This is a genomic window from Rhizobium sp. CF142 (assembly GCF_000281145.1).
Taxonomy (GTDB): domain Bacteria; phylum Pseudomonadota; class Alphaproteobacteria; order Rhizobiales; family Rhizobiaceae; genus Rhizobium.
The window spans coordinates 1-25,226 of sequence record NZ_AJWE01000015.1 but is presented as its reverse complement, the minus strand read 5'-3'; the positions used below and the strand labels follow the sequence as shown (position 1 = coordinate 25,226).

Here is a 25,226-nt window from a genome sequence, read left to right as displayed (position 1 = left end):
ACACGCATCGAAATTGCGAAAGCCGGAGGTTCCGCCTCCGGCTTTTTTCATGCGCGCTCCAATTCAGGACAGCTGTTTCAAGTCGGGACGCAGATCGAAACGCAGATGTCTTGTGTTAACGCACAGATCCGATGACGCTTGCAAGTTACTGAGATCCATACTGTCTTTGGCCCGCAGTCCGGGACTAACAGAGGGTATCTCCATGTCGGCAACGAACTTTTCAAATTGCCTGTCCGAAGATGTCGATGCGTTGGCAGGTGCGCTCTATTCGTGGTGTGCCGAACGCAACATCAAGCTTCGCAGCCAGCAGGGCCTTTCGATCGCCAGCATCGCGATTGACCTCTATCATGCCGGCCATCAGACGCAGGATGCCCTGCTCGTCGCTCTGCATGAGCGCGAGCTTCACTGAAATCCCGTCGATTTCAAGGATACGTGCGACGTATCAAGCGGCGTTTTCGGTTGCCTGACCGCACATGAGGTTGAGGATCGTCTTGACCGCCTGCTTGCCCGCAATCGAGCTCAACCTGTCAAAGCTGACCGCCAGTTCATAGGCCTCGGGGCTCAGCTCGACGCGGTTGGTAAACTGGGAAATTCCCGTACCTTCAAATAGCTCTGAAATATCGACCCCCAGGAAGACCGCTATCTGATGCAGCTTGCTGGCCGAGACGCGGTTAGTCCCCTTCTCGTATTTCTGTATCTGCTGGAATGTAAGGCCAAGCGCTTCGCCGAGCTCCAGTTGAGAAACACGTCGGCGGGCGCGAAGCTGTCTCACGTTGCTGCCAACAATGATATCAATCGGATCTGGCACTGCTGCACTCTCTCCCGGTAAAACCTTCATTTACCATATAGCGTCAGCTGAATATCTCAACCCGGAAGTTGCAATTTTCAACCGACTTTTTTTGGACATTAGGCCGCCAAAATAGCTATTCGCTTCGCTGATCTACAACTTCTAATCCTCACTTAATGACTTTGCGGCGATGTCGCGAAAAATTGAACACCCTGTAGTTGACTTCATTGCATGGGACGATAGTTACTCGCGCCGGAACCCCTATAGTACCGGTCAGATAAGAGGCTTCGAATACTGCATGACATCCGCTCCCACCGGGAAATCTGATGCCGACAGTATCGTCATCGATATGCGCCGCCAGAAACTGATGATGATGATCGATTCATTGAAATCGCTGCGCGGCTCCATCGAAGACCGGCCGGATCTCCGCTATTGGATCGAAAAGGCGATTGCGGAGGCCGAGGCACAGCTTGAGCCGCCCACCCCTCGCAGGCATTGACAGCCGAAACGGCTCTCAGCCTTGATATCCCGATAGCTTCGGCTTAGAGCCTTTCCTGGTCAGATTGAATCATTCTGACCAGGAAAGGCTCTCACTATCAGCCTTGATGTTTCCGGATATCCGATGCCGCATAAGGTTGCCCTTGCCCGTCTGAAACTGACCGACTTTCGCAATTATGCGTCGGCCTCGCTTGCGCTCGACGGGCGGCACGTGGTGCTGACCGGTGACAACGGCGCCGGCAAAACCAACCTGATGGAGGCGGTCTCCTTCCTGTCGCCGGGACGCGGGCTGCGCCGCGCCGCCTATGGCGATATCACCCGCGTCGGTGCTACGGGCGGATTTTCGATCTTTGCCGAGCTCGATGGCATGGAAGGCGATGTCGAGATCGGCACGGGGATCGATGCCAGCGACGAGACGACGGCACGCCGTCTGCGCATCAACGGAACCACGGCCAAGACGGTTGACGAGCTGACGGACCACCTGCGCGTGCTCTGGCTGACACCGGCAATGGACGGGCTCTTTACCGGCGGATCATCCGATCGCAGACGGTTCCTCGACAGGCTGGTGCTGTCGCTCGACCCTGAGCACGGCAGGCGGGCGAGCGATTTCGAGCGCGCCATGCGCAGCCGCAACAAGCTGCTCGATGAGAGCCGCTTCGACCCGTCCTGGCTTTCCGGCATCGAGGAGCAGATGGCAAGCCTCGGTATTGCCATGGCGCTCGCCCGGCAGGAAATGCTCGGCCTGCTGACACGCCTCATCGAGGAAAGCCGCGAGACCTCCCCCTTCCCATCAGCGTCGCTGCAGCTCTCGGGCTTCATGGATGGCCAGTTCTCCCGACCCTCGGTCGATCTGGAAGATGAGTATACGGCAACGCTCGCCGCCAACCGTTACCGCGATGCCGGCGCCGGACGCACGCTGGAGGGGCCGCATCGCGCCGATCTCATCGTGCATCATCGTGAGAAGCAGATGGAAGCGGCGCGCTGCTCCACCGGCGAGCAGAAAGCCCTGCTGGTGGGCCTTGTGCTTGCCCATGCGCGGCTCGTCGGCAACCTTACCGGCCATGCGCCGGTTCTGCTCCTGGACGAAATTGCCGCCCATCTCGACGAGGGACGCCGAGCCGCACTGTTCGACCTCATAGACGGGCTTGGCGGCCAGGCCTTCATGACGGGAACGGACCATCAGATGTTTGCCGCACTTGCCGAGCGGGCACAGTTTTTCACGGTTGCCGACGGAAGGGTTTTCGAATGAGCGACAGCGCTTCTCCCGACGGTTCGGGGCGTGTTAGCATCACGCCCATGGAACCCCTCAGCCCGGACGAAATCGCACGTTATCATCGCCATATCCTGCTGCCGGAAATCGGCGGCGCGGGCCAGCAGAAGCTCAAGGCCGCGCGCGTGCTTGTCATCGGCGCCGGAGGGCTCGGGGCGCCGATCCTGCAATATCTGGCGGCCGCAGGCGTCGGCACGCTCGGTATTGCCGATGACGACCGTGTTTCGCTCTCCAACCTGCAGCGACAGGTGATCCACGATTCCGGCACGATCGGCGAAATGAAGACGGAAAGCGCGGCCATTGCGATCGTTCGGCTGAACCCGCATATCAAGGTCATCCGTTTCACTGAGCGCCTTTCCGCCGATACGGCGCGTTTGCACCTCTCCTCCTTCGATCTCCTGATCGACGGCTCGGATAATTTCGATACGCGCTATATGGCCGCCGATGCAGCAGAAGAAGCGCGTATCCCACTTGTGACAGGGGCCGTCGGCCGCTTCGACGGATCGCTGACCGTGCTGAAACCCTATGAGGCCGCCGAAGACGGCACGCAGAACCCTGGATATCGCGACCTATTTCCCGAAGCACCGCCGGCGGGATTGATCCCCGCCTGCGCGGAGGCCGGTATCATTGGTGCATTGACGGGCGTGATCGGCACGCTGATGGCCATGGAAGCGATCAAGCTCATTACCGGTGCCGGAGAGCCGTTGATCGGCCGCTTGCTGCTCTATGACGCCCTGTCTGCTCGTTTCGATACGATCCGCTACAAGCGTCGGCGCGCGAGGCAGAGCAGGACCGCATGACGCCTTTTCGCATCGATGAGAGCTTTGCCCGCTGGAGCGAACTGCTCGATCTCATTCTCGCATCCTTCGCCTATATGGAGGGCCGCATCGATCCGCCCTCCTCCGCAACTCGCCTGACGATGGAATCGCTGGTGGAAAAGGCAAAGGCAGAAATCGCCTATGTCGTCGAGAATGCGGGGCAGCTTGCCGGCTGCATTTTCCTGCGCCCGGAGAAAGATTGCCTCTATGTCGGAAAACTCGCGGTTCTGCCATCCGCGCAAGGCAGGGGCATCGGCCGGCAACTGCTTGATATCGCCGAAGAGACGGCGCTTAATCTGAGCCTTCCGGCATTGAGGCTCGAGACACGGATAGAGCTCGTCGACAATCACTCGACCTTCGCTGCCTGGGGCTTTGAAAAGACCGCAGAGAAATCCCATCCGGGTTTTACGCGCGTGACGTTTATCGAGATGAAGAAAGCGCTGGCCGGCTAATCCGGCCGGCTGAAGATGAGCGCGCTTCGGCCGTCACCGGCCCGGCAGCACCCGATTCGGTGGGCGATGACCATCGATGAAGGCGCGGATGTTGATGATGACCTTGTCGCCCATCTCCGCACGTCCCTCGATCGTTGCCGAGCTCATATGCGGCAAGAGCACCACCTTGCCCTCATTGGCGAGCTTTACCAGTTTCGGATTGACGACAGGTTCGTTCTCGAAAACATCGAGCCCGGCGCCGGCGATCTTTCCTTCCCGCAGGCTTTTGATGAGAGCAGCCTCGTCGATCACGTCACCGCGAGAAGTATTGACGAGATAGGCCGTCGGCTGAAGCAGCGCCAGGCGCCTTGCCGACAAGAGATGGAAGGTTGCAGGCGTTGAGGGGCAATTGACCGAGACGATGTCGACGCGGGCGAGCATCTGGTCGAGGCTTTCCCAATAAGTCGCCTCAAGCTCATCCTCGGTCGCCGGATTGACGCGCTTGCGGTTGTGATAATGGATCGACAGGCCGAAGGCCTTGGCGCGTCGCGCAACGGCCGTGCCGATACGGCCCATGCCGACGATGCCGATTCGCTTTCCATGGATGCGTCGCCCGAGCATCCATGTCGGAGACCAGCCTGCCCATTCGCCGGGCCTGTCGGTCAACACGCGCGCACCTTCGCCGATCCGTCGCGGCACGGCGAGGATCAGCGCCATGGTCATGTCGGCAGTGTCATCGGTCAGTACGTTCGGCGTGTTGGTGACGGTGATGCCTTTACGGGCGGCGGCTTCGACATCGATATGGTCAGTGCCGTTGGAAAAGCTGGCGATCAGCTTCATCTGCGGCCCGGCCTGTTCGATCAGGGCCGCATCGATGCGGTCGGTCACGGTCGGAACCAGCACGTCGCAGGTCCTGACGGCTTCGACGAGTTCGGGGACAGATCGCGGCGTATCGTCGATATTCAACTCGGCATCGAAAAGCTCGCGCATGCGGGTTTCGACGACATCAGGCAGCTTGCGGGTTATGTAGACCTTCGGTTTTTTCTTCGTCGTCATAGCGGCTTGCAGTGCCTTGTTTAGAGGTCTTTAACCAAGATGGGCGATCATTTTCCCGTTCCGGGCATTTTCTACCAGACCCGCACGCGAAGACAAACAAAACTCGTGTGGCGGCCGGGAAATCCCGGAAAGCGAGCAGGCGCGGCCTGCTGCGAATTCGAGCCAACGGAAGCTTCCATGCGTCGCACAGTTATGAATTCCTGCCTCGTCCTGGCGGTTGCCTTTGCCGTATCGGCGGGCACCATCGAATTTGCGCAAGCACAGGCGGCCAAGGGGCCGAGCGGCCTGCCGCTGCCGCGCTTCGTGACGCTGAAGTCCAAACGCGTGAACCTGCGCATCGGGCCGGGAACGGATTATGCGGTTTCGTGGATGTATCTGAAGACGGGCTTGCCGGTCGAGATCATCCAGGAATACGACAACTGGCGCCGTATCCGCGATGCCGACGGCACGGAGGGCTGGGTCAATCAGTCGCTGCTGTCAGGCCAGCGGGCCGCAATCGCGGCACCGTGGATGAAGGGCAAGGGCAAGGGCGTCTATGTCAACCTGCGCCGTGAGTCACAGCCGTCCGCCAGCATTGTCGCCAAGCTGGAGCCTGGCGTGATGATCTCGATCGGTGAATGCAACGGCGACTGGTGCTTCGCTAAAACCGACGGCGCCGAAGGCTGGGTGGCGCAGTCGGAAATCTGGGGTGCCTATCCAGGCGAGGCCTTCAAATAAGGCCTGCCTCCTTTGCAGCTTCGGACAGAGACTTCATCGGCCGCGGGCCGATCTGCTGGATGACGATGCCGGCGGCAAGGCAGCCGAGCTTGCCGCAGTCTTCCAGCGTGCGGCCCTGCGTATAGCCGTAGAGGAAGCCTGAGGCGAAGAGGTCGCCGGCGCCGGTCGTATCGACCACTTCATTGATCTTGATCGCATCGACGTAATGGCGCTCGTTGCCCTTCAAGATCACGGCACCGTCCTCGCTCATGGTCACGGCGGCGATCTTGCAATCCTTGGCGATCTTGTTCAGCGCTTCCTCAAAATCGTCAGTCTCGTAAAGCGACAGGATCTCCTGGCGGTTGGCAAAGACGACATCGACCTTGCCCGAGCGCATCAGGTCCAGGAATTCGCTGCGGTAGCGATCGACGCAGAAGCTGTCGGAGAGCGTCATCGACATTTCGCGGCCGTTCTCGTGGGCGATGCGGGCGCAATCGAGGATCGCTTCCTTGGCACGCGGCGGATCCCAGAGATAACCTTCGAAATACGTCACCTTGGCTTGCGCCACCACATCCGCTTCGACATCCTCAGGCCCGAGTTCGACGCAGGCGCCGAGATAGGTGTTCATCGAGCGTTCGCCGTCATCGGTGACGAAAATCATCGAGCGTGCGGTCGGCGGAAATTTGCCCTTGGCCTCGGTCCGGTAGTGAACGCCCTGAGCACGGATATCATGCGCGAAGATCTCGCCGAGCTGGTCTTCCGCGACCTTGCCGAAATAGGCGGCCTTGCCGCCGAGGCTTGCAACGCCTGCAGCCGTATTGCCGGCGCTGCCGCCGGAAGCTTCGAGTGCCGGCCCCATGCGAGAATAGAGCAGTCCGGCGCGGTCGGCATCGATGAGGTTCATCGCTGCCTTGGTGATCTTGTTGTCAATGAGGAACTGGTCGTCGCAACGGGCGATAATATCGACGATTGCGTTGCCGACTGTCAGAACATCGAATTTGGTCATGAAATGGGAAGTCCCGGATTTGTGATAGCCGGTAATCGGTCTTAGCGAAATTTGTCGGTATTGGAAGGATAAACAGCACACCGCCTTCCAAGTCTTCGCAAAACTGCCGTTTATTCGTCATGCCGCTGTCATCGTGCCTGCCTAAAAACAGCATCAGGAAGACCGGCATGCAGGTATCTCGTATGGCCGGGTATGGGAGAGATGATCTCTTCAATCTTACCGGGACGACGCTGACCACGGATGAACTGGCAGTATCGCAACCGGCTATCCGGCAGGACCGGATGCGGAAAAGCGGGCCTAGCCCGCTTTTTTTGTTGCGCCGCGAAAGATATTATATCCAAGGCATTTGTCATGGCTGGCGATTAGCTGCTAGACCTCGGGGATCCCCGCGCAGAGCAGCAGTTTATGTCAGCCATCATCTTCGACGTTCTTCCGATCTTCCTTCTCATTCTCATCGGCTGGCTGATTGTCCGTATAGGGTTGCTGACGGCTGAGGTCGGCGATGCCTTGAGCGAGTTCGTCTTCAAGATCGCCGTGCCGCTGCTGCTTTTCCGCACTATCGCCGAGGCCGATTTCCATGGCGCGTCGCCGTTCCGACTCTGGATCGTCTATTTCGCCGGTGTCGCGGTGACATGGACGGCCGGGCACATCGTTGCCACGCGTTTCTTCGGGCGCGATGAGCGGATCGGCGTGCTTGCCGGCGTATCCTCGGCTTTTGCCAACAACATCTTCATCGGCCTGCCGCTGGTCGAGCGTACCGTGGGCAGCGAAGGGCTTGTTGCCCTTTCCATCCTGCTTGCCGTGCATCTGCCGATCATGATGGTGGCCGGCACGATCATGATGGAACATGCCGAACGCAAGATTTCCGGCAAGAGCGACCGTAGCATGACCTTGGTACTGAAGCAGATCGGCCTGAACCTGCTACACAACCCGCTGGTCATCGGCATCGCGGCGGGTGCCGCCTTTCACGTCTCGGGCCTGACCATGCCGGTAACGGTCAGCTCCGTGGTTGGGCAGATCGCCGGCACGGCCGGTCCGGCGGCGCTGATTTCGCTCGGTATGGCGCTGCAGAAATACGGCGTCTCCGGCAATGTCGGAATCGCCAGCGTGACCTCCGCCTTCAAGCTGCTGCTGCTGCCTGGCTGCGTGTGGGCTGCAAGCCATCTTTTCGGCCTCAACAACGAGTGGGCGGCGGCTCTGGTGCTGACCTCATCGGTGCCGACGGGGGTGAATGCCTGGCTGATCGCCAACCGCTTCGGCGTCGGTCACAGCCTCGCCGCCTCGACGATCACAGTGACCACGGCGCTTGGCGCCATCACCGTTTCCTTCTGGGCCTATATTCTCGGTGCCTGAGGCAATAAAAAAGCCCGGCTTACGACCGGGCTTCTTCTCGAAAAAATTAGGCGCTTCTTACTGCGTTGCAGTCGGCGCATTCGGATCCGGCAACGGAGCCGGTGAATCTGCCAGCGTGTGCAGATAGAGAATGACGTTGGCGCGGTCCTGATCCTTCGGCAGACCGGCAAAGCCCATGGCGGTGCCCGGGACATCCTTCTTCGGCGCCGTCAGGAACTTGTTGAGGTTTTCGAAGGTCCAATGTTCGCTGCTGCCCTTGGAGAAGTCCTTCATGGCAGCGGAATAGGCAAAGCCTTCATGCGAGGCGATCGGGCGATCTACGACACCAAAGAGGTTCGGACCGACTTTGTTCGGTCCGCCTTTGGTGCCGTCATGACAGGCCTGACACTTCTTGAATACGGTCTCGCCGGCCTTGGCGTCGGCGCTGGCAAGCAGCTGCGCGATCGGGACAGCAACGGCAGCAGGTGCGCCTTCACCGCCGGCGGCGGGTGCCTCCTCGGCGACGATGGCAAAACCTTCCTTCTCCGGCGCCTCGGAATGGAAGATCCCCTCGGACGCGATGGAGACCGACATAAGAACGAAGATCGTTCCCAGCAGCGCCCCCACGGCCGTATTGACGTATGAATTCATCTGCAATGCTCCCCTTGCAGCCGGCAGACCAGAAACCGGACCATCTTGAAATTGCGCGGAACCTATGTCTTTTGGCTATTCGTTGCAACTGTCTAAATGGTCTTGTGCGTGAGACTTTTTGCCACTTTTCAGCCCGGATTAGAAGGCCCGAACAATGACTGATTCAAAATTAGATGGCGTGCTGGTGCTGATCCCCGCACGCATGGCCTCGACCCGTCTTCCGGGCAAGCCGCTCGCCGATATTTGCGGTCTGCCGATGATCGTACAGGTGGCGAAACGAGCGCAGGAAGCGGCTATTGGGCGCGTCATCGTGGCGGTCGATGATCAGGACGTTTTCGACACTGTGGCCGCAGCAGGCTTTGAAGTGATCATGACGAGCAAGGACCATCAGGTCGGCTCGGACCGCATTTTCGAGGCACTGACGATCGTGGATCCGGACAAAAAGGCGAAAATTATCGTGAACGTCCAGGGCGATCTTCCGACAATCGATCCGGAAACGGTCCGTGCAGCATTGCGTCCCCTCGATAACCCGGAGGTCGATATCGGCACGTTGACGACCGAGATCGACAACGAGGAGGACAAGACAGCGCCACACATCGTCAAGGTCGTCGGCACGCCTGTCTCCGAAAGCCGTCTGCGCGCGCTTTACTTCACGCGCACGACCGCGCCTTATGGCGAAGGGCCGCTCTATCACCATATCGGGCTTTACGCCTATCGGCGCGCAGCACTGGAGCGCTTTGTCTCCCTCGACCGTGGGACGCTGGAAAAACGCGAATCGCTGGAGCAGTTGCGGGCGCTCGAAGCCGGCATGCGCATCGATGTCGAGATCGTTGACACGGTTCCGCTCGGTGTCGATACTCCCGCCGACCTCGAAAAGGCGCGGCGCATTCTCTCGGCAAAGGCCAACTGACGGATTTTCCTCATGAACATCAAGACCAACAGGATCGCCTTCCAGGGCGAATTCGGCGCCAATTCCGACATGGCGAGCCGCGACATGTTTCCGACCATGGAGCCGTTGCCCTGCCAGACCTTCGAGGATGCCTTCACGGCGGTCGACAATGGCGACGCCGATATCGGCATGATTCCGATCGAGAACACGATCGCAGGCCGCGTCGCCGATATCCACCACCTGCTGCCGGAATCGCGCCTGCACATCATCGGCGAATATTTCATGCCGATCCGCTTTCAGCTCATGGTGCTGCCGGGGGTGACGAAGGACGAGATCCGCACGGTGCACAGCCATATCCATGCGCTCGGCCAGTGCCGCAAGATCGTACGCGCCAATGGCTGGAAGCCTGTGATCGCCGGCGATACGGCAGGGGCTGCCAAGCTCGTCAAGGAAACCGGCGATCGCTCTATGGCAGCGCTCGCGCCGCGCCTTGCCGCCGATCTCTATGGTCTCGATATCATCGCCGAGAATGTCGAAGATACAGAAAACAATGTGACGCGCTTCGTTGTGCTGTCACGTGATGAGGAATGGGCAGAACGCGCTGCCAGTGACGAGAAGATCGTCACCACCTTCGTCTTCAACGTCCGCAATATTCCGGCAGCGCTCTACAAGGCGCTCGGCGGTTTTGCGACTAATAACATCAACATGACGAAGCTCGAAAGCTATCAGCTCGGCGGCAAGTTCGTGGCGACGCAGTTCTACGCCGATATCGAGGGCCACCCGAACGATGCGCATGTGCGGCGGGCACTGGAGGAACTGCGTTTCTTCTCCGAGAAAGTGCGCATCCTCGGCGTCTACAAGGGCCATCCAATGCGGGGACTTCTCTAAGGATTAGCCAAAGCCTCCCCGGCGGCAGACCGGAGAGGCTTTATCCATATTTCAATTTATTTATCCGGCTCACAAACACGCAGCCGATGTCCATCCGGGTCCAGCACGACGAAGGTCGGACCGAAGTCGAGTTCGGTCAGATCCTGAGCGAAGGGCAGGCCGCGGCCGCGCCAGTCTTCGTAGTGCCTGGCGACGGCATTTTCTCCATCGACCATGAAGGCGACCTCACCGCGATTGCCGATGGCAGAGGGTTGCGGTTCGACGTTGCTGCGGCGCCAGAGGCCGAGGGTGAAGCCGCCATCGAGCGGAAAGGCGACGAAATTCGGCGCCTCCACCGCCGGCTCGCGGCTTAGAATATTGCGGTAGAAGGCGGCGCTTTCGGCGGGATCCTTGACATAGAGGATAATAAGATTGGGGCTGGCCATTTCAGTTCTCCACTGGGTTGAAAGATGCCCGGCCGAAAGCTGCTGCCATTTTATGGCAGCAGCTTTCCGATTGCAGCGCTGCAGACAGCGCCGCTTCGTTACCGGGAGGAATATCAATGAGGCCGGCGTGCGGCCTTAACGGAAGAGATCGTCGCCGACGCGCCAATCCTGTCCGTCCATGATGCCGAGATCGCGCTTGTGCCATTGCGGCATCGTCTCGAGATCGAGGCGCGGACGGCGTGATGACGCTCCTGTGAACCTGTCGGCAAACAGGCGCACCAGACGCGAACGAAGGTTTTTTCCGGCTTCGACTGAAGTACGACGGCCGGCATATTGAACGACTTGAGGCATTCCCATGATCAGTACTCCTTCCTGCTGGACTGGTACTGATAATAGCGGTTCCTGCTGACAGTTTATGGCAGTAGCGTTAGTGCTCGATCGGAGTATCCTGCGTTTCCCGCCATTGCTTCAGGAGAACGGTGCGACGACGCGGATACCGCGCGTCATGGATCGTCATATCGATGATGCGATCGGTGCGGAAATGACGGAAATCCTGGCGCAGTTCGCACCAGGCCATGATGATGCGCACATGCTCGAAATAGCCGAGCGCGAAAGGCCAGACACGGCGGCGGGAGATACGCCCCTGTTCGTCGCCATAATGCAGTTCAAGGATACGCTCCAGGCGGATTGCCTTGCGGATGGCCGAAACATCCGCCTTGTCCTCATCCTGCCGTTTGCGGCCGACAAAAAGTGTGGCCGAATCGACCATATCGCGCATGTCGGGCGGCAACACCGCGGCGATCTTTGCCAGCGCATCAGCGCCGGCATTGGCCAGGCGCGGCTCGGCGGCGCGCGCCACCCAACGCGAGCCAAGCACCAGTGCTTCCAGCTCCTCCTCGGAAAACATCATCGGCGGCAGCATGAAGCCGGGTTTCAGCACATAGCCTATGCCGGCCTCGCCCTCGATCATGGCGCCTTGCGCCTGAAGGCTCGCAATATCGCGGTAGAGCGTGCGAAGGCTGACACCCGTTTCTTCGGCCAACACGATGCCAGTGACCGGCCGCCGATAGCGCCGGAGTGTCTGAAGCAGGGTCAGCAGCCGTTCTGAGCGGGCGACCATGATTATGCCCTCATGCAGACAGGCCGGGCCGGCTGACGATCATCCGTGCTCTCCGACCTCTTGTTCAGCGTTTCCACTCGACCCAATCGCGCATCAGGCGATGGGCAATCGCACCCTTCGGCGGCGGCGCCTTGCCGTTGACGCCAGGACGCTCCAGCATTTCGATGGTTTCCTCGCGGGTGAACCAGCGGCAATCCTCGAGCTCAGCCTCATCGCGGTGGATATCGCGCGACTTCGCCTCGGCATAACAGCCGATCATCAGCGAATGCGGCATCGGCCAAGGTTGGGAGGCATGATAGCGGATACGGCCGGTCTTGATGCCGGATTCTTCCAGCGTTTCACGGCGAACGGCATTTTCAATGGTCTCGCCTGGTTCCAGGAAGCCCGCCAGACAGGAATACATGCCGGGCGCGAAATGCGGGCTGCGTCCGAGCAGGCAAAGATCACGCTCCTCATCGATCGTCAGCATGATGACGACGGGATCGGTGCGCGGGAAGATCATGTGCTCGCAAGCAGTGCAGACCCGCTTGTAACCGCCGATGCGGATTTCCATGACCGAGCCGCAGCGGCCACAAAACTGATTGTCGCCGTTCCAGCGGATGAGGCTTGCCGCCTGGGCGAACTCGCCGAGCAGCATTTCGTCGACAAGCTCGTCGCGAAAGAGCGAGCGGCCGTCGACCGGCTTGTACTGGCTCGCCATATCCTCGACATCGATGCCGACGGGCACGGCCAGGCGCGGCTCGCCGGTTTTGCGATAGCCGAGCAGCACGGTTTCGTCCCAATTCGGTTTCAGCTCCTGCAGTTCATAGCGGGCAAAGAGCGGATCGAGCACCTGGCCGTCGTGCTTGAGCACTAGCTTGTCCCTGGCGAAGGCGAAAATATGCGTGCCTTCGCGGGCGAGCGCCTTTTCGACAGAGCCTTCATCGCGATGTTCGCTGTCGCGGTGCAGGTCGTTTGCGGCAAAGGCGGTGAGATTGCTGGGTTCCGGATGCGGCACGTCCGAATCGAAAAGCGAATGACTCATGGTGAAAGGGCTTCCCGCAGCTTTGCTATGAATTCGTCTCTTGTTGCGTCCTCGTAAGGTTCGACCTTGCCGAAACCCCATATGGGACCCGGCCAGTTCGCGTCACCTTCGGAACGCGCAATGACATGAACATGAAGCTGGCGGACGATATTGCCAAGAGCTCCGACATTGATTTTTGTGGCACCGGTGACCTTCTTGAGTGCTGCGGAGACAAGCTCGATCTCGAAGGTCAACAGCACCTGATCAAGCGGCGTCAATTCGAAGATCTCCGTGATATCAGCCCGGCGCGGCACCAGGATCAACCAGGGCCAGCGAGCATCCTTCGACAGCCTGACGTCGCACAGGCCAGTCACCATGAGACTGGTGCTGTCGTTTTCCAGCCTGGGGTCGATCACGAAATCGCTCAAAGGCATTCTCCTCATGTTTTCCAATGGACTAGCAGTTTTTTTGGAGCTTGGCTTGCTTTTGATGACGATTTTGCCGATATGTGCATCCGGGAGGTTGGTGGTGGACGAGCCACTCGCCAACCGGGTCAGGTCCGGAAGGAAGCAGCCCTAACGAGCCCCGGCACGGGTCATCGTGCCAGCCTCCCACCTTCTCTTCCAAGAAGCCCGGCCTTCCGGGCGCAAGCAGGGCGATGAGCGACACCGAGCGACAATCACAAGATGCCGCCTCGACGGGCACCGGATACCGGGTGCTGGCACGCAAATACCGCCCCAAGGATTTTACGGACCTGATGGTCGGCCAGGAGCCGATGGTCCGCACGCTCACCAATGCCTTCGAGACCGGCCGCATCGCGCAGGCCTATATGCTGACCGGCGTGCGCGGGGTGGGCAAGACGACGACGGCGCGCATTCTGGCGCGGGCGCTGAACTACAAGACTGCCGAGATCGACAAGCCGACGATCGACCTTCGTGTGCCGGGCGAACATTGCCAAGCAATCATGGAAGGCCGCCATGTCGACGTGATCGAGATGGATGCCGCCTCGCATACCGGCATCGACGATATCAGAGAGATCATTGAGCAGGTGCGCTACCGGCCGGTTTCTGCCCGCTTCAAAGTCTATATCATCGACGAAGTGCACATGCTTTCGACGCAAGCCTTCAACGGGTTGTTGAAGACACTCGAAGAGCCGCCGGAACATGTGAAATTCATCTTCGCGACGACGGAAATCCGCAAGGTTCCGATCACCGTTCTCTCGCGCTGCCAGCGCTTCGACCTGCGCCGCATCAGCGCTTCCGATCTCGTCGGCCTGTTTTCGACCATCGCCGCCAAGGAAGGCATCGAGGCGGAACCGGATGCGCTGGCGATGATCGCGCGCGCCGCGGAAGGTTCTGCCCGTGACGGCCTGTCGCTGATGGACCAAGCGATCGCCCATGGCGGCGGCGTGGTGCAGGCGGAAGCCGTGCGCGGCATGCTCGGCCTTGCCGATCGCGCCCGCATCGTTGATCTCTTCCAGCATATCGTGCGCGGCGATGTCGCAAGCGCCCTCAATGAATTCCAGAGCCAGTACGAGGCAGGCGCCAACCCGGTCGTCGTGCTGACGGATCTTGCCGACTTCACGCATCTGGTGACGCGGCTGAAATATGTACCCGATGCCGCGAACGACCCATCGCTCAGCGAAGTGGAGCGCACCAAAGCTGCGGAATTTGCGCAAGGTGTCGCAGTCACAACGCTCTCGCGCATCTGGCAGATGCTGCTGAAGGGCATTCCGGAGACGGAAAACTCTTCGCGCACGGCGGGTGCGGCCGAGATGGTGCTGATCCGGCTCGCGCATGCAGCACATCTGCCGGCACCTGAGGATGCGGCGCGGCGGCTTGCGGAATTTTCCAACGAAAACAGTGCGCCACGCCCGTCTTCTCCTGTGCCTTCGGGCAATGGCGGCGGCACGCGTGTGCCCTACCAGACGAATGTGACGGCACGGGCTCCCGAGCCCGCCCCACGGACGCAGCCCTCGGGGCCAACCGCCATGCTGCGCGCCGTGCCCAATCCGGAGCCGCAGAGTATCGGCCGCGTCGAGACGAAGCCGGCGGAAGCGCCGAAGCCGCTCGTGCCGGTCAATTCGATCGGCGATATCGTTGATCTCGCTGCCGAAAAACGCGATGTCAAACTCAAGGCATTGGTGCGCAACTTCGTGCGGCCCGTACGGATCGAGCCAGGCCGTCTGGACGTAAACCTCACCGAGGGCGCACCCGGCACGCTGCTCAACGAGCTTGCCGTCAAGCTCAAGGAATGGACAGGCATCCACTGGATCGTCAGCACCAGCCGCGAAGAAGGCGGGCCGACGATGGTGGAGGCGGAGGCAAGAGCGCAGGAGCAGCGCGTCAGCGACGCACGCCAGGATCCTGACGTCGCGGCAATCCTCGCCCAGTTCCCGGGCGCCAAGATCATCGACGTGCGCGTGAGGGCGCCGACGCCGGAGGAAGAAGCGGAGGAGGTCAACCCGCCAGCTGCCGCCGAATCCGAAGAGGGCGATATCCTGCCCGGCGACGACATAGAATTCTAGTTTCAAGAAGGAGAAGACGATGCGCGACATCATGGGCATGATGGGCAAAGTCAAGGAAATGCAGGCCAAGATGGAGCAGATGCAGGCGGAAATCGCCGAGCTGACCGCCGAAGGCAAGGCAGGCGGCGGGCTCGTCACCGTCATCATCTCCGGCAAGGGCGAATTGAAGAGCCTGAAGATCGACCCTTCCCTCTTCAAGGAAGACGATGTCGAAATCCTCGAAGACCTGATCGTTGCCGCCCACAAGGACGCCAAGGACAAGGCGGAAGCCATCGCTGCCGAAAAGACCAAGGCGCTGACGGCCGGCCTGCCGATCCCGCCCGGTTTCAAGCTGCCTTTCTGATCTCGTCGACTGGTCCGGTAATGACTGGTCCCGGAAGAGGAGACGGGAGATGATGACCTTGACGACGCTGCTGGTTTTCGCCGGCGCTCTTTTCATTGCAGCCGGGACGCCCGGTCCGAGCGTTGCGGCGCTTGTTGCCCGGGTCATCTCGAAAGGCGCGCGTGACGTGCTGCCTTTCCTGTTCGGCATGTGGGCCGGGGATGCGATCTGGCTGACCTGCGCCATTGCCGGCCTCTCGGCGATCGCCGAAAGTTTCTACCACGTCTTCGTCGTCATCAAGTGGCTCGGCGTGCTCTACCTTCTCTATCTCGCCTGGAAAATGTGGGTTGCCAAAGCCGAGGTCGAGGAAGAAGAGCTGCCGCAGGAACGTTCGCGTGGTCGGATGTTTCTGACCGGGTTGGCGATTGCGCTCGGCAATCCGAAGATCATGATGTTCTATGTGGCACTTCTGCCGTCGATCATCGACATCCCGTCGGTATCGCTTGCCGGCTGGGCCGAACTCGTCGTCACGCTGTTCGTCGTTCTGGCTGTCGTCGATTTCAGCTGGATGTTCCTCGCAGCAAAGGCGCGCGGTTTCCTGAAGAGCCGGCGTGCCGTGCGGATCGCCAATCGGGTGAGTGCGGGAACGATGGCGGGCGCTGCCGTCACGATCGCGATCCGCTGAGCTATTGCTGTGCTTCCAGTTCGGCTCGCAGCTTGTAGTGAACAGGCGCCGCCAGATAGCGCTCGCGGTCTGCTGCTGAAAGCCGGCGTCCGAAGGTTTCCATCATTTCCAGCATGGTGACTGCAACGCCCGAAAATGGCTTATACTCGACCGGCATTCCAGCTTCCACGATTCCATTTGATATCACGCGGCAATAAATGCCGGGGCGTGCTGCCCTGGTGTAGCGCTTGACGAATTTCGGATCGTTCATCCTCGCAGCAAACGTGGCGCAGGGGATGCGGCAGGATGTGACTTCGAGGATCAGTTCGCCTGTCATGAAGCGGTCGCCGACCGCGACATCGCGGTTATCAAGCCCTTCGATGACGAGATTCTCGCCGAAGGTGCCGGGCTCGACGGGGTGGCCGAGTTCGCTCGCCCACCAGTCGAGGCTGACAGAACCCTCCAGATAGACGGCCTGATCGACGCCGCCGTGGTGTTTCCTGTTGCAGATCGCATCGCCGAGGAGGCCTTCGGCATCGATCATGACGCCGCCGGTGACGGCATGTTTGAAGATACCGGTCTTATAGCTCTTGCCCGGCAGCCTTTCGGCAGAGCCACGGCAGACGGCGAAGATTTTCATGGTTTCAGCGATTCTTCCGTGATTCCGTTTTCGTTCCATATCAGTTAAGAACGGCGCATGGCAAAGCGAGTCACCGGCCCCGAAATCGAAAAACTGATCCAGCTTCTGGCGAAAGTGCCGGGCCTCGGGCCGCGCTCGGCGCGGCGGGCGGCACTGCATCTCATCAAGAAGAAGGACCAGCTGCTTGGTCCTCTCTCACATGCAATGGGCGAGGCCTATGACAAGGTGAAGATTTGCTCGCGCTGCGGCAATGTCGATACGGTCGATCCCTGCACGGTCTGCACCGATGCGCAGCGTGACCAATCCGTCATCATCGTCGTCGAGGATGTCTCGGATCTCTGGGCGCTGGAACGCGCCGGCGCGCTGAACGCCGCCTATCATGTGCTTGGCGGCACGCTCTCGCCGCTGGACGGAGTCGGCCCTGACGATCTCAATATCCGCGGGCTGATCAACCGCGTCGGCGAGGGCGGCATCAAGGAAATCATCATCGCCGTGAACGCGACCGTCGAGGGCCAGACGACGGCGCATTACATCACCGATCAGCTTGCGGATCTCAATGTGAAGATCACGCGGCTGGCGCATGGCGTACCCGTGGGGGGCGAGCTCGACTATCTCGACGAGGGTACGCTGACAGCTGCGCTTCGAGCGCGCACAGCAATATGAGGGAATTGAGGATGCGGCAAACCACCCCCCTCTGCCCTGCCGGGCATCTCCCCCACAAGGAGGGAGATCGCAAGCGGCTCTGGTTTCCCGCCTCACAAACGGTTTGCCCGGTTGAGACGTCGATAGCTGGCGAAAAACAGCGCGCCCAGCCAATCTCCCCACCTGTGGGGGAGATGCCCGGCAGGGCAGAGGGGGGTATTTTACGGCGGCTGCGGATATTGACGCTCATGTTGGTGCCCGCACTTTTTCCCTTGCCCTCTTACGCCGCACCTTCGAAAGCCGATGTCGAAGCCCAATTCGAAAAATGGGTGCAGGCCGATCTCTGGCCGGAAGCGAAAAAGAACGGCATTTCAGAGAAGACCTTCCGCGCCGCCTTTTCCGGTGTCGAACTGGATTGGACCCTGACCGATCTTGCTCCTCCCGGCTTTCCGCCGCCGAAGGAGCAGAAGCAGACCCAGGCTGAGTTTTCCTCCCCTGGCCCCTATTTCAACGAGGATCGGCTGAAGCGGCTTGCGATGACCGGACGCGGCTTTGCCTCGCAATATGCCTCGACGCTCAGCCGCATTGAAAAGACCTATGGCGTGCCGGGCTCGATCGTGCTGGCAATCTGGGGACGCGAGACGGGTTTCGGCGCTGCGAAGATCCCGAATTCCGCCGTCGAGGTTCTGGCGACCAAGGCCTTCATGTCGACGCGCAAGGAGATGTTCCGGATGGAGCTGATCGCTGCGCTGCATATTCTCGACGGCGGCGACGTGACCCCTGCCGATTTCAAGGGATCGTCGGCAGGTGCGCTCGGCCAGCCGCAGTTCATGCCGACGAGCTACCTGAAATATGCCGTCGATTTCGACGGTGACGGTCACCGCAATATCTGGACCTCGGTTCCCGACACGCTCGCCTCGATTGCCAATTTCCTCGTGAAAAAGGGCTGGCAGCGCGACCGCGACTGGGGCTTCGAAGTGACGATCCCCGACGCCGTCTCCTGCGCGCAGGAAGGGCCTGATCTTGCCAAGCCGCTCTCCCACTGGGCGTCGCTCGGCATCAACCGTATTTCCGGCAAGGGTTTTCCATCCGGCGAGTTAAAAGCGCAGGGCATGATGCTGGTGCCGGCCGGGCGTGACGGGCCGGAATTCATCGTCACGCCGAACTTCTATATCATCAAGGAATACAACAACTCCGACCTCTATGCCCTCTATATCGGCAACCTTGCCGACCGTATCGCCTCCGGTTCCGGAGCCTTCCAGGGACAATGGGGCGATGTCGGCAAGATGCTGCGCTCGGATGTCGCCGCCATGCAGCGCGCGCTGGAACGGCAGGGTTACGATGTCGGTGGTTCGGATGGACTGCCTGGCTACAAGACACGCCGCGCGATCGGCCAGTGGCAGGAAAAGAACGGCATGAAACCGACTTGCTTTCCCGAGGCATCGATGAAGGGCAAGCTCAAGTAAGAGGCGCGCGCCAAGCGGGCTTTACAGGTTGCGCTTCAGCCCCTTATGGCTCGTCACAAAGCCGAGCCTTTCATAAAACCGGATCGAATCCCCGCGCGTCTTGTCGGATGTGAGCTGCACGAGACCGCAACCACGTTCCGCGCAGCGGGCAATCGCCCATTCAATGAATTGCGAGCCCAACCCGGAACCGCGATGGCCCTTTGCAATGCGCACGCTTTCAATCTGGCCCCGCCACATGCCCGTTCGCGAAAGGCCGGGAAGAAAGCTCAGCTGCAGGCAGCCGACGACCCGGTCGGTCTCGTCGGTTGCGACGGCAAGCAACTGGTTGGGATCTGCCTCGATTGCGGCGAAGGCCGCGAGATAGCGTATATCGACGGGATCCGAGACGACCTCCCGCATGCTGCCGAGATCATCATCGGCGAGCAGCCGGATGATCTCGGCGAGATCGGATTGTCGTGCGCTTCGGAAGACGTGCATGCCTGACCTCAATGGTGCAGATCGATCGGTGCCTTGTGGAAGACGTCATCGACGGGCGGAATGGCCTGTCGTTCGATCATGCGATGAACGTTCGGCAGGCCCCCGCCGCGGTGCAGGGCGCGAAGCCGGTCGGTATTTTCGGCATCGGCCTGTGTGCGGCGCTGATTGTGCCTGATATATTCGACCCAGGTCGGCGTATGATAGGTTTCCGTCCAGAGGCCAGGATTTTCGAGATCGCGCATCAGCGCCCAGTTGCGCGCGCCATCACGGATGCGGATGCGGCGGCGCTCTTCCATCAGCATCATGAATTCGGCCAGATCGTCATCGGCAATCTGGTAAGCGACCTGGATGACGATCGGGCCGCTGCGCGGCGTGATATCGAGACCGAGTGCGGGCTCGATAAAGCGGTTCAGCGGATCGAGATTGAGCGAAGCGAAAGCCGGCATGGGAAAGCGCAGGCCGATCACGACTCCAAACAGCAGGACCGCAGCCGACATCAGCAACGCATTCGAAAGACCATACCGATCGGCAGCAACACCCCAGAGCCAGCTTCCGCCGGCAATGCCGCCGAAAGTAACGGTCTGGTAGAGCGACAAAGCGCGGCCGACCACCCAGCGCGGCGTCGAAAGCTGGACGATGATATTGAAGAGCGAAAGCGCCGAAACCCAGCAGGCACCGGCTACAAGCAGCCCGGCCGAGGTGAGCACAGCACTTGGGCTGAGAGCTGCGATCACGGCGCTAAGTGCAAAGCCTGAAAAGGCCAGGCGGATGATCGTCTCGCTGGAGAACATCTCGCGCAGCCTGGTGCTCAGGATGGCACCACCGATCGCGCCGACGCCGAAGGCGCCGAGCATGAAACCATAGGTCAGCGGCCCGCCAGAGACGAGATCGAGCGCGACGACCGGCAGCAGCGCCTGGATAGAACTCGCGCCGATACCGAATATCAGCCCCCTCAGGAGGATCTTTTCGAGGTTGGGCGACATGGAGACATAACGCAGGCCGGCAAAAATGGCGCTGCCAAGTGTTTCGCGCGGCAACGTCGAGACTGGCGTGCTCGGCCGCCAGCGGAACAGCACATAAAGGAGCGCAATGTAGCTCAGCGCGTTCACTGCAAAGGCCGCGGCGGCACCGGCAGCCGCCACGATGGCACCACCGATCGCCGGACCGACACTGCGGGTAATATTGAAGCCCATGCTGTTCAGCGTAACCGCGCCCGGCAAATCGGCGCGCGGCACCATGTCGCCAACCGAGGCCTGCCAGGAAGGATTGTTGAGCGCTGTGCCGCAGCCGATGAGAAACGTGAAGAAGAGCAGCAGTCCGGGTGTAATCCAGCCGAGAAAGGCGCAGGCCGTCAACACGATCGAAACCACGAGCATCGCGGATTGCGCCGTCAGCATGATCCGACGCCGATCATAATTGTCGGCGAGAGCGCCCGAGATCAGCGAGAACAGCATGATCGGCAGCGCCGTCGAGGTCTGGACCAGCGCAACCATGTCCTCGGACGAGGTGATGAGCGTCATCATCCAGGCGGCACCGACGGCCTGAATCAGGCCGCCGAAGTTCGAGGCGAGGCTTGCAAACCAGATGGTGCGGTAGGTCTCATGCCGTAAAGGCGCAAATGTCGAAGACGTATAGGCCACGTTTCCCCCGCTTTTATCGTTGTGCCGCGACAGCAATATATGCGGAAGATAGGTGCTCGCCATAGGTTAGCTTGCACTTGCAGGGGTGGAAGAGGCGGAATCGGCGCCGACCTTGCAATTTCTAAAAAACGGGACTATATGGCACTCAAATTCTTGATCGTTCGATGAAGAGTGGGCCGCAAGGACCCGCTCTTTTTTATTAGCGCGATCACCCCGAATGCCAGAAATCGCAGGGAGCGCACCGCTTGTCGGATCTGACAAACGCAGACAATCAGCATGAGCCGCGGCTGATCACCGAGACCGGGCTTGACCAGCGTCTTGCCGATATCATCGAACCCGTACTCGTCGACATCGGCTTTCGCCTCATTCGCGTTCGCATGCTCAACCAGAATGGCATGACGATGCAGGTCATGGCCGAGAAGAACGATGGCACGATGAGCGTCGAGGACTGCGAGCAGGTCTCCATGGCGATTTCTCCGGTGCTCGATGTGGAAGATCCGATCGATAAAGAGTATCATCTGGAAGTGTCTTCGCCGGGTATCGACCGCCCTCTCGTGCGGAAGTCCGATTTTACTCGCTGGCAGGGCCACCTCGTAAAGTGCGAAACGTCGATCATGATCGGCAATCGCAAACGCTTCCGCGGCAAGATCGTCGAAGCGGACGCCGATGGGTTTACGATCGAACGCGATCAGGTTGCCTATGGCGAGGAGCAGAAGGTCGTCATTCCCTTCACTGCGCTCAGCGATGCCAAACTCATTCTGACCGACGATCTGATCCGGGATGCACTGCGCGCCGACAAGCTGGCAAAGGCGCAGGCTGCGAACCAGAACGAAGCGGACGACGAAGAATAACCGATCAACGTAAGCTCCAGGGACGGGAACCCGGGTAGTCAAGGACGGAGAAACACAACAATGGCAGTCAGTGCAAACCGGCTCGAACTTCTGCAGATCGCAGATGCAGTGGCGCGCGAAAAGGTCATCGACCGCGAGATCGTGCTTGCCGCGATGGCCGATGCCATCCAGAAGGCGGCGCGTTCCCGTTACGGTACCGAATCCAATATCCGCGCCGACATCAACCCGAAGACCGGCGAAATCCGCCTGCAGCGCCTGCTCGAAGTCGTCGAGAAGGCCGAAGACTATTCCACGCAGATCCCGCTGGAACTGGCCCGCGACCGCAACCCGGACGCCGCCATCGGCGACTTTATCGCCGATCCGCTGCCGCCGATGGATTTCGGCCGCATCGCCGCACAGTCGGCCAAGCAGGTTATCGTGCAGAAGGTGCGCGAAGCCGAGCGTGACCGCCAGTTCGACGAATTCAAGGATCGTGTCGGCGAAATCGTCAACGGGACGGTCAAGCGCGTCGAATATGGCAACGTCATCGTCGACCTCGGCCGCGGTGAAGGCATCATCCGACGTGATGAAATGATCCCGCGCGAGAATGTTCGCTATGGCGATCGCGTCCGTGCGTACGTATATGATGTCCGTCGCGAGCAGCGCGGCCCGCAGATCTTCCTGTCGCGCACGCATCCGCAGTTCATGGTGAAGCTCTTCACCATGGAAGTGCCGGAAATTTACGACGGCATCATCCAGGTGAAGTCGGTTGCCCGCGATCCGGGTTCGCGCGCCAAGATCGCCGTGATTTCGAATGACAGCTCGATCGATCCGGTCGGCGCCTGCGTCGGTATGCGCGGTTCGCGCGTCCAGGCCGTTGTCGGCGAACTCCAGGGCGAGAAGATTGACATCATTCCCTGGTCGCAGGATCCGGCGACCTTCGTCGTCAATGCCCTGCAGCCGGCCGAAGTCGCAAAGGTCGTTCTCGACGAAGATGCCGAACGCATCGAAGTGGTCGTTCCGGACGAGCAGCTTTCGCTCGCCATCGGCCGCCGCGGCCAGAATGTCCGTCTCGCTTCGCAGCTGACGGGCTGGGACATAGACATCATGACGGAAGCCGAAGAGTCCGAGCGCCGTCAGAAGGAATTCAACGAGCGCACAAACCTCTTCATGGATGCGCTCGACGTCGACGAGATGGTCGGACAGGTCTTGGCTTCGGAAGGATTCGCCGCCGTCGAGGAGCTGGCTTATGTCGATCTCGACGAAATCTCCTCGATCGACGGTTTCGACGAAGACACGGCGCAGGAAATCCAGACCCGCGCCCGCGAATTCCTCGAGAAGCTCGAGGCGGAAATGGACGAGAAGCGCAAGGCTCTCGGCGTTGCCGACGAGCTGCGCCAGATCGACGGCATAACCGCCCAGATGATGGTGGCGCTCGGCGAAGACGGTATCAAGACGATCGAGGACTTCGCAGGCTGCGCAGCCGACGATCTCGTCGGCTGGACCGAACGCAAGAATGGCGAAACGAAGAAGTTCGAAGGCCTGTTCTCGAAGTTCGACATTTCGCGCGTCGAAGCCGAACAGATGGTTGTGCAGGCCCGCCTGCTCGCCGGCTGGATCACTGAAGAAGACCTTGCGAAGGGCGCGGAAGCTGTCGAAGCCGATGCGACCGAGCAGGACGCATAATGACACTGACGCCGGACACATCTCCTGAGGACGATGATCTTGCAGGTTACGACGTGAACGGCCGCATGTGCATCGCAACACGCGAAAGCGGATCGCCGGATGAGCTGATCCGCTTCGTGGCCGCCCCTGACGGGACGGTGGTGCCGGATCTGAAACGCGAGCTGCCGGGACGCGGCTGCTGGGTGAAGATCGACCGGTCGCTGGTCGAGAGGGCGGTGGCGAAAAAGCTTTTCGCTCGCGCCCTCAAGGCCGATGTGAAGGCAGCCGATGATCTCGGCGAGCGGGTGGAGCGGCTGTTTCTGCTGCAGCTTCTGCAGATGATGAACATGGCACGCAAGGCGGGCCAGCTCGTCACCGGCTCGGCCAAGGTGGATGCCGCGATCCGCAGCGGAGCTGCGCTGGCGGTGTTCCATTCGACGGAGGCAGCAGCCGACGGCGTAAGAAAAATAGACCAGGCTCGCAAGGCCTGGCACCTCGGAATGGAAACCGAGGAGGAAATACCTTCCTTCCGTCTCTTCTCGGAGAGCGAAATGGAAGGGGTGATGGGCCAGAATGCTTTTATCCATGCCGCAGTGCTTGCAGGGCAGGCGGGTGAAGGTGTAGTGAAGCGCGCAAAGATGCTCGAACAGTACCGTAACGGCGGTCAGTCCCGGGCACCGGGCGGCGCTGGCCAGCAAAAACAATGATGCGGTCACCGGCGGAAGCCGGCCGCAATATCATTGATCGATTGTATGTGATTGACAGGGTCTGATGGCTTCATCGTTCCCTGTCCGAAGGAACGGGAACGAATGACCGACAGCAACGACGACAAGACAATCAGCGCAACGGGGAAGAAAACCCTCACCCTGAAACCATCAGGAATGAGCCAGGGTACCGTTCGCCAGGATATGGGTCGCGGTCGCACCAAAGCGGTCGTCGTCGAGACCCGCAAGCGGCGCCCCATGCGCCCTGAAGACGAAAAGCCGATGACACCTGCTCCCATAGCTCCGGTGCGCGCGCCTGAACCGGCGCCGGCGCCTGTGCAGGCTCGCCCGCAGCAGTCGGCGCCGGCCCCGCGCATTCAACAGCCTGGTGGCCAGAACAACCAGCGCCCGCAGCAGACAAACCAGCGTCCGCAGCAATCCTACCAGCAGCCGCAGCGCCAGCAGGATCGTCCGCGTCCCGTGGTGCTGAACCACCTTTCGCCTGAGGAAATGGATGCCCGTCGCCGCGCGCTTGCCGACGCGCAAGCCCGTGACGCGCAGGACGCCATCCGTCGCGCTGAGGAAGAAAAGCGCCGCGCCGCAGAAGAGGCCGTACGCCAGGCCGCCGAAGCGGAAGAAGCCAAGCTGCGTGCCGCAGAAGAGGCCGTACGCCAGGCGGAGGCCGCAGCAGCAGCCTTGGCCGAACCACCTGCCGCTCCTGTAGCGGAAGCACGTGTTGAAACTCCTCGTCCGCAGCAGCCGGCACCGGCAGGCGCACC

At 60.5% G+C, this 25,226-nt stretch carries 30 protein-coding genes and 1 other RNA gene; 19 read left to right on the top strand and 12 right to left on the bottom strand.

The genetic code is table 11. From position 1 onward, the window contains the following. Nucleotides 1-202 precede the first annotated feature (202 nt). Nucleotides 203-409: a hypothetical protein gene (locus tag PMI11_RS04605; RefSeq protein WP_007813896.1), complete on the top strand. Its 207-nt coding sequence runs from the start codon at nt 203-205 to the stop codon at nt 407-409. A gap of 33 nt (nt 410-442) precedes the next feature. Here the strand turns inward: PMI11_RS04605 and PMI11_RS04600 are convergent, their stop codons facing one another. Then, the gene (locus tag PMI11_RS04600; RefSeq protein ID WP_007813894.1) at nt 443-808 is read right to left on the bottom strand and encodes a helix-turn-helix domain-containing protein; all 366 of its coding nucleotides are present in this window, start codon (nt 806-808) and stop codon (nt 443-445) included. Between the two features lie 277 nt (nt 809-1,085). Between PMI11_RS04600 and PMI11_RS04595 the strand changes: the two genes are divergently transcribed. The 4 genes from PMI11_RS04595 (at nt 1,086) to PMI11_RS04580 (ending at nt 3,825) form a co-directional block, all read left to right on the top strand. Continuing rightward, nucleotides 1,086-1,286, top strand: a complete 201-nt coding sequence (locus tag PMI11_RS04595) for a hypothetical protein (protein ID WP_007813892.1) — start codon at nt 1,086-1,088, stop codon at nt 1,284-1,286. Nucleotides 1,287-1,409: 123 nt separating this feature from the next. Further along, nucleotides 1,410-2,534, top strand: coding sequence for a DNA replication/repair protein RecF (gene recF, locus PMI11_RS04590; protein WP_007813889.1), 1,125 nt, complete (start codon nt 1,410-1,412; stop codon nt 2,532-2,534). Further along, nucleotides 2,531-3,355, top strand: coding sequence for a molybdopterin-synthase adenylyltransferase MoeB (locus PMI11_RS04585; RefSeq protein WP_007813887.1), 825 nt, complete (start codon nt 2,531-2,533; stop codon nt 3,353-3,355). The genes recF and PMI11_RS04585 overlap by 4 nt, the downstream gene beginning before the upstream one ends. Continuing rightward, nucleotides 3,352-3,825, top strand: a complete 474-nt coding sequence (locus tag PMI11_RS04580; protein WP_007813884.1) for a GNAT family N-acetyltransferase — start codon at nt 3,352-3,354, stop codon at nt 3,823-3,825. The genes PMI11_RS04585 and PMI11_RS04580 overlap by 4 nt, the downstream gene beginning before the upstream one ends. Nucleotides 3,826-3,858: 33 nt before the next feature. Here the strand turns inward: PMI11_RS04580 and PMI11_RS04575 are convergent, their stop codons facing one another. After that, entirely contained in the window at nt 3,859-4,860 is a 1,002-nt protein-coding gene (locus PMI11_RS04575) for a 2-hydroxyacid dehydrogenase (protein WP_007813881.1), read from the bottom strand. A gap of 177 nt (nt 4,861-5,037) precedes the next feature. Here PMI11_RS04575 and PMI11_RS04570 point away from each other — a divergent pair, with 177 nt between their 5' ends. Further along, entirely contained in the window at nt 5,038-5,577 is a 540-nt protein-coding gene (locus PMI11_RS04570) for an SH3 domain-containing protein (protein WP_007813880.1), read from the top strand. Here the strand turns inward: PMI11_RS04570 and PMI11_RS04565 are convergent. Next, the gene (locus PMI11_RS04565) at nt 5,570-6,562 is read right to left on the bottom strand and encodes an adenosine kinase (RefSeq protein ID WP_007813877.1); all 993 of its coding nucleotides are present in this window, start codon (nt 6,560-6,562) and stop codon (nt 5,570-5,572) included. The two genes, PMI11_RS04570 and PMI11_RS04565, sit on opposite strands and share 8 nt — an antisense overlap. 405 nt (nt 6,563-6,967) lie before the next feature. On the opposite strand from PMI11_RS04565, the gene PMI11_RS04560 reads away from it, so the two are divergent. Further along, nucleotides 6,968-7,915 carry an AEC family transporter gene (locus tag PMI11_RS04560; RefSeq protein ID WP_007813875.1) on the top strand — a complete coding sequence of 316 codons (948 nt, stop codon included), beginning with the start codon at nt 6,968-6,970 and terminating at the stop codon, nt 7,913-7,915. A 57-nt stretch (nt 7,916-7,972) separates the two neighbouring features. On the opposite strand, the gene PMI11_RS04555 is transcribed toward PMI11_RS04560, so the two are convergent. Next, entirely contained in the window at nt 7,973-8,545 is a 573-nt protein-coding gene (locus tag PMI11_RS04555) for a c-type cytochrome (protein WP_007813872.1), read from the bottom strand. 154 nt (nt 8,546-8,699) lie between these two features. On the opposite strand from PMI11_RS04555, the gene PMI11_RS04550 reads away from it, so the two are divergent. Together PMI11_RS04550 and PMI11_RS04545 are read left to right on the top strand one after the other, a co-directional pair. Next, nucleotides 8,700-9,455 (top strand): 3-deoxy-manno-octulosonate cytidylyltransferase, encoded by a 756-nt coding sequence (locus PMI11_RS04550; RefSeq protein WP_007813870.1) that lies wholly within the window; start codon nt 8,700-8,702, stop codon nt 9,453-9,455. A gap of 12 nt (nt 9,456-9,467) precedes the next feature. Next, entirely contained in the window at nt 9,468-10,322 is an 855-nt protein-coding gene (locus PMI11_RS04545; protein WP_007813868.1) for a prephenate dehydratase, read from the top strand. 56 nt (nt 10,323-10,378) lie between these two features. Here PMI11_RS04545 and PMI11_RS04540 read toward each other — a convergent pair whose 3' ends face one another. The 5 genes from PMI11_RS04540 to PMI11_RS04520 all read right to left on the bottom strand — a co-directional run bounded on the left by PMI11_RS04540 (nt 10,379) and on the right by PMI11_RS04520 (nt 13,298). Further along, nucleotides 10,379-10,747: a VOC family protein gene (locus PMI11_RS04540; RefSeq protein ID WP_007813866.1), complete on the bottom strand. Its 369-nt coding sequence runs from the start codon at nt 10,745-10,747 to the stop codon at nt 10,379-10,381. Between the two features lie 135 nt (nt 10,748-10,882). Next, nucleotides 10,883-11,104, bottom strand: a complete 222-nt coding sequence (locus PMI11_RS04535; RefSeq protein ID WP_007813865.1) for a hypothetical protein — start codon at nt 11,102-11,104, stop codon at nt 10,883-10,885. Nucleotides 11,105-11,174: 70 nt separating this feature from the next. After that, entirely contained in the window at nt 11,175-11,870 is a 696-nt protein-coding gene (locus tag PMI11_RS04530; RefSeq protein ID WP_037070681.1) for a helix-turn-helix transcriptional regulator, read from the bottom strand. 61 nt (nt 11,871-11,931) lie between these two features. After that, nucleotides 11,932-12,891 (bottom strand): NAD(+) diphosphatase, encoded by a 960-nt coding sequence (gene nudC, locus PMI11_RS04525; RefSeq protein WP_007813860.1) that lies wholly within the window; start codon nt 12,889-12,891, stop codon nt 11,932-11,934. Further along, nucleotides 12,888-13,298, bottom strand: coding sequence for an HIT domain-containing protein (locus PMI11_RS04520; RefSeq protein WP_007813858.1), 411 nt, complete (start codon nt 13,296-13,298; stop codon nt 12,888-12,890). Before PMI11_RS04520 ends, nudC begins: the two co-directional genes overlap by 4 nt. 89 nt (nt 13,299-13,387) lie before the next feature. Here PMI11_RS04520 and ffs point away from each other — a divergent pair. From ffs to PMI11_RS04505, 4 genes are all read left to right on the top strand, one after another. Next, nucleotides 13,388-13,485, top strand: an RNA gene (ffs, locus tag PMI11_RS35935) — signal recognition particle sRNA small type. A gap of 43 nt (nt 13,486-13,528) precedes the next feature. Continuing rightward, nucleotides 13,529-15,397 carry a DNA polymerase III subunit gamma/tau gene (locus PMI11_RS04515; protein ID WP_037070676.1) on the top strand — a complete coding sequence of 623 codons (1,869 nt, stop codon included), beginning with the start codon at nt 13,529-13,531 and terminating at the stop codon, nt 15,395-15,397. 19 nt (nt 15,398-15,416) lie between these two features. Then, nucleotides 15,417-15,740 (top strand): YbaB/EbfC family nucleoid-associated protein, encoded by a 324-nt coding sequence (locus PMI11_RS04510; protein WP_007813855.1) that lies wholly within the window; start codon nt 15,417-15,419, stop codon nt 15,738-15,740. A 52-nt stretch (nt 15,741-15,792) separates the two neighbouring features. Continuing rightward, nucleotides 15,793-16,404 (top strand): LysE family translocator, encoded by a 612-nt coding sequence (locus PMI11_RS04505; RefSeq protein WP_007813853.1) that lies wholly within the window; start codon nt 15,793-15,795, stop codon nt 16,402-16,404. Between the two features lies 1 nt (nt 16,405). Here PMI11_RS04505 and PMI11_RS04500 read toward each other — a convergent pair whose 3' ends face one another. After that, nucleotides 16,406-17,023 carry an MOSC domain-containing protein gene (locus PMI11_RS04500; protein WP_007813852.1) on the bottom strand — a complete coding sequence of 206 codons (618 nt, stop codon included), beginning with the start codon at nt 17,021-17,023 and terminating at the stop codon, nt 16,406-16,408. A 57-nt stretch (nt 17,024-17,080) separates the two neighbouring features. On the opposite strand from PMI11_RS04500, the gene recR reads away from it, so the two are divergent. Beyond that, a complete protein-coding gene (recR, locus tag PMI11_RS04495; RefSeq protein ID WP_007813850.1) occupies nt 17,081-17,686 on the top strand; it encodes a recombination mediator RecR in 606 nt (201 codons plus the stop codon). A 173-nt stretch (nt 17,687-17,859) separates the two neighbouring features. After that, nucleotides 17,860-19,131 (top strand): lytic murein transglycosylase, encoded by a 1,272-nt coding sequence (locus tag PMI11_RS04490; protein WP_037070700.1) that lies wholly within the window; start codon nt 17,860-17,862, stop codon nt 19,129-19,131. A gap of 21 nt (nt 19,132-19,152) precedes the next feature. Here the strand turns inward: PMI11_RS04490 and PMI11_RS04485 are convergent, their stop codons facing one another. Both PMI11_RS04485 and PMI11_RS04480 read right to left on the bottom strand, forming a co-directional pair. Continuing rightward, the gene (locus PMI11_RS04485; RefSeq protein ID WP_007813846.1) at nt 19,153-19,608 is read right to left on the bottom strand and encodes a GNAT family N-acetyltransferase; all 456 of its coding nucleotides are present in this window, start codon (nt 19,606-19,608) and stop codon (nt 19,153-19,155) included. An 8-nt stretch (nt 19,609-19,616) separates the two neighbouring features. Then, nucleotides 19,617-21,248, bottom strand: a complete 1,632-nt coding sequence (locus tag PMI11_RS04480) for an MFS transporter (RefSeq protein ID WP_037070698.1) — start codon at nt 21,246-21,248, stop codon at nt 19,617-19,619. A 245-nt stretch (nt 21,249-21,493) separates the two neighbouring features. On the opposite strand from PMI11_RS04480, the gene rimP reads away from it, so the two are divergent. The 4 genes from rimP to PMI11_RS04460 all read left to right on the top strand — a co-directional run. Continuing rightward, complete coding sequence (rimP, locus tag PMI11_RS04475) at nt 21,494-22,099, top strand: ribosome maturation factor RimP (protein WP_007813842.1); 606 nt, start codon at nt 21,494-21,496, stop codon at nt 22,097-22,099. Nucleotides 22,100-22,159: 60 nt separating this feature from the next. After that, nucleotides 22,160-23,764: a transcription termination factor NusA gene (gene nusA / locus PMI11_RS04470; protein ID WP_007813840.1), complete on the top strand. Its 1,605-nt coding sequence runs from the start codon at nt 22,160-22,162 to the stop codon at nt 23,762-23,764. After that, nucleotides 23,764-24,450, top strand: coding sequence for an RNA-binding protein (locus PMI11_RS04465; RefSeq protein ID WP_007813838.1), 687 nt, complete (start codon nt 23,764-23,766; stop codon nt 24,448-24,450). The genes nusA and PMI11_RS04465 overlap by 1 nt, the downstream gene beginning before the upstream one ends. A gap of 102 nt (nt 24,451-24,552) precedes the next feature. Beyond that, nucleotides 24,553-25,226, top strand: a 674-nt coding sequence (locus PMI11_RS04460) for a translation initiation factor IF-2 associated domain-containing protein (protein WP_007813836.1), incomplete at its 3' end; no start/stop codon positions are given.

Coding starts and splice junctions, on each gene's coding strand:
- PMI11_RS04605 (WP_007813896.1), top strand. CDS start 203: ATGTCGGCAACGAACTTTTCAAATTGCCTGTCCGAAGATGTCGATGCG.
- PMI11_RS04595 (WP_007813892.1), top strand. CDS start 1,086: ATGACATCCGCTCCCACCGGGAAATCTGATGCCGACAGTATCGTCATC.
- recF (WP_007813889.1), top strand. CDS start 1,410: ATGCCGCATAAGGTTGCCCTTGCCCGTCTGAAACTGACCGACTTTCGC.
- PMI11_RS04585 (WP_007813887.1), top strand. CDS start 2,531: ATGAGCGACAGCGCTTCTCCCGACGGTTCGGGGCGTGTTAGCATCACG.
- PMI11_RS04580 (WP_007813884.1), top strand. CDS start 3,352: ATGACGCCTTTTCGCATCGATGAGAGCTTTGCCCGCTGGAGCGAACTG.
- PMI11_RS04575 (WP_007813881.1), bottom strand. CDS start 4,860: ATGACGACGAAGAAAAAACCGAAGGTCTACATAACCCGCAAGCTGCCT.
- PMI11_RS04570 (WP_007813880.1), top strand. CDS start 5,038: ATGCGTCGCACAGTTATGAATTCCTGCCTCGTCCTGGCGGTTGCCTTT.
- PMI11_RS04565 (WP_007813877.1), bottom strand. CDS start 6,562: ATGACCAAATTCGATGTTCTGACAGTCGGCAACGCAATCGTCGATATT.
- PMI11_RS04560 (WP_007813875.1), top strand. CDS start 6,968: ATGTCAGCCATCATCTTCGACGTTCTTCCGATCTTCCTTCTCATTCTC.
- PMI11_RS04555 (WP_007813872.1), bottom strand. CDS start 8,545: ATGAATTCATACGTCAATACGGCCGTGGGGGCGCTGCTGGGAACGATC.
- PMI11_RS04550 (WP_007813870.1), top strand. CDS start 8,700: ATGACTGATTCAAAATTAGATGGCGTGCTGGTGCTGATCCCCGCACGC.
- PMI11_RS04545 (WP_007813868.1), top strand. CDS start 9,468: ATGAACATCAAGACCAACAGGATCGCCTTCCAGGGCGAATTCGGCGCC.
- PMI11_RS04540 (WP_007813866.1), bottom strand. CDS start 10,747: ATGGCCAGCCCCAATCTTATTATCCTCTATGTCAAGGATCCCGCCGAA.
- PMI11_RS04535 (WP_007813865.1), bottom strand. CDS start 11,104: ATGGGAATGCCTCAAGTCGTTCAATATGCCGGCCGTCGTACTTCAGTC.
- nudC (WP_007813860.1), bottom strand. CDS start 12,891: ATGAGTCATTCGCTTTTCGATTCGGACGTGCCGCATCCGGAACCCAGC.
- PMI11_RS04515 (WP_037070676.1), top strand. CDS start 13,529: ATGAGCGACACCGAGCGACAATCACAAGATGCCGCCTCGACGGGCACC.
- PMI11_RS04510 (WP_007813855.1), top strand. CDS start 15,417: ATGCGCGACATCATGGGCATGATGGGCAAAGTCAAGGAAATGCAGGCC.
- PMI11_RS04505 (WP_007813853.1), top strand. CDS start 15,793: ATGACCTTGACGACGCTGCTGGTTTTCGCCGGCGCTCTTTTCATTGCA.
- PMI11_RS04500 (WP_007813852.1), bottom strand. CDS start 17,023: ATGAAAATCTTCGCCGTCTGCCGTGGCTCTGCCGAAAGGCTGCCGGGC.
- recR (WP_007813850.1), top strand. CDS start 17,081: ATGGCAAAGCGAGTCACCGGCCCCGAAATCGAAAAACTGATCCAGCTT.
- PMI11_RS04490 (WP_037070700.1), top strand. CDS start 17,860: ATGCCCGGCAGGGCAGAGGGGGGTATTTTACGGCGGCTGCGGATATTG.
- PMI11_RS04485 (WP_007813846.1), bottom strand. CDS start 19,608: ATGCACGTCTTCCGAAGCGCACGACAATCCGATCTCGCCGAGATCATC.
- nusA (WP_007813840.1), top strand. CDS start 22,160: ATGGCAGTCAGTGCAAACCGGCTCGAACTTCTGCAGATCGCAGATGCA.
- PMI11_RS04465 (WP_007813838.1), top strand. CDS start 23,764: ATGACACTGACGCCGGACACATCTCCTGAGGACGATGATCTTGCAGGT.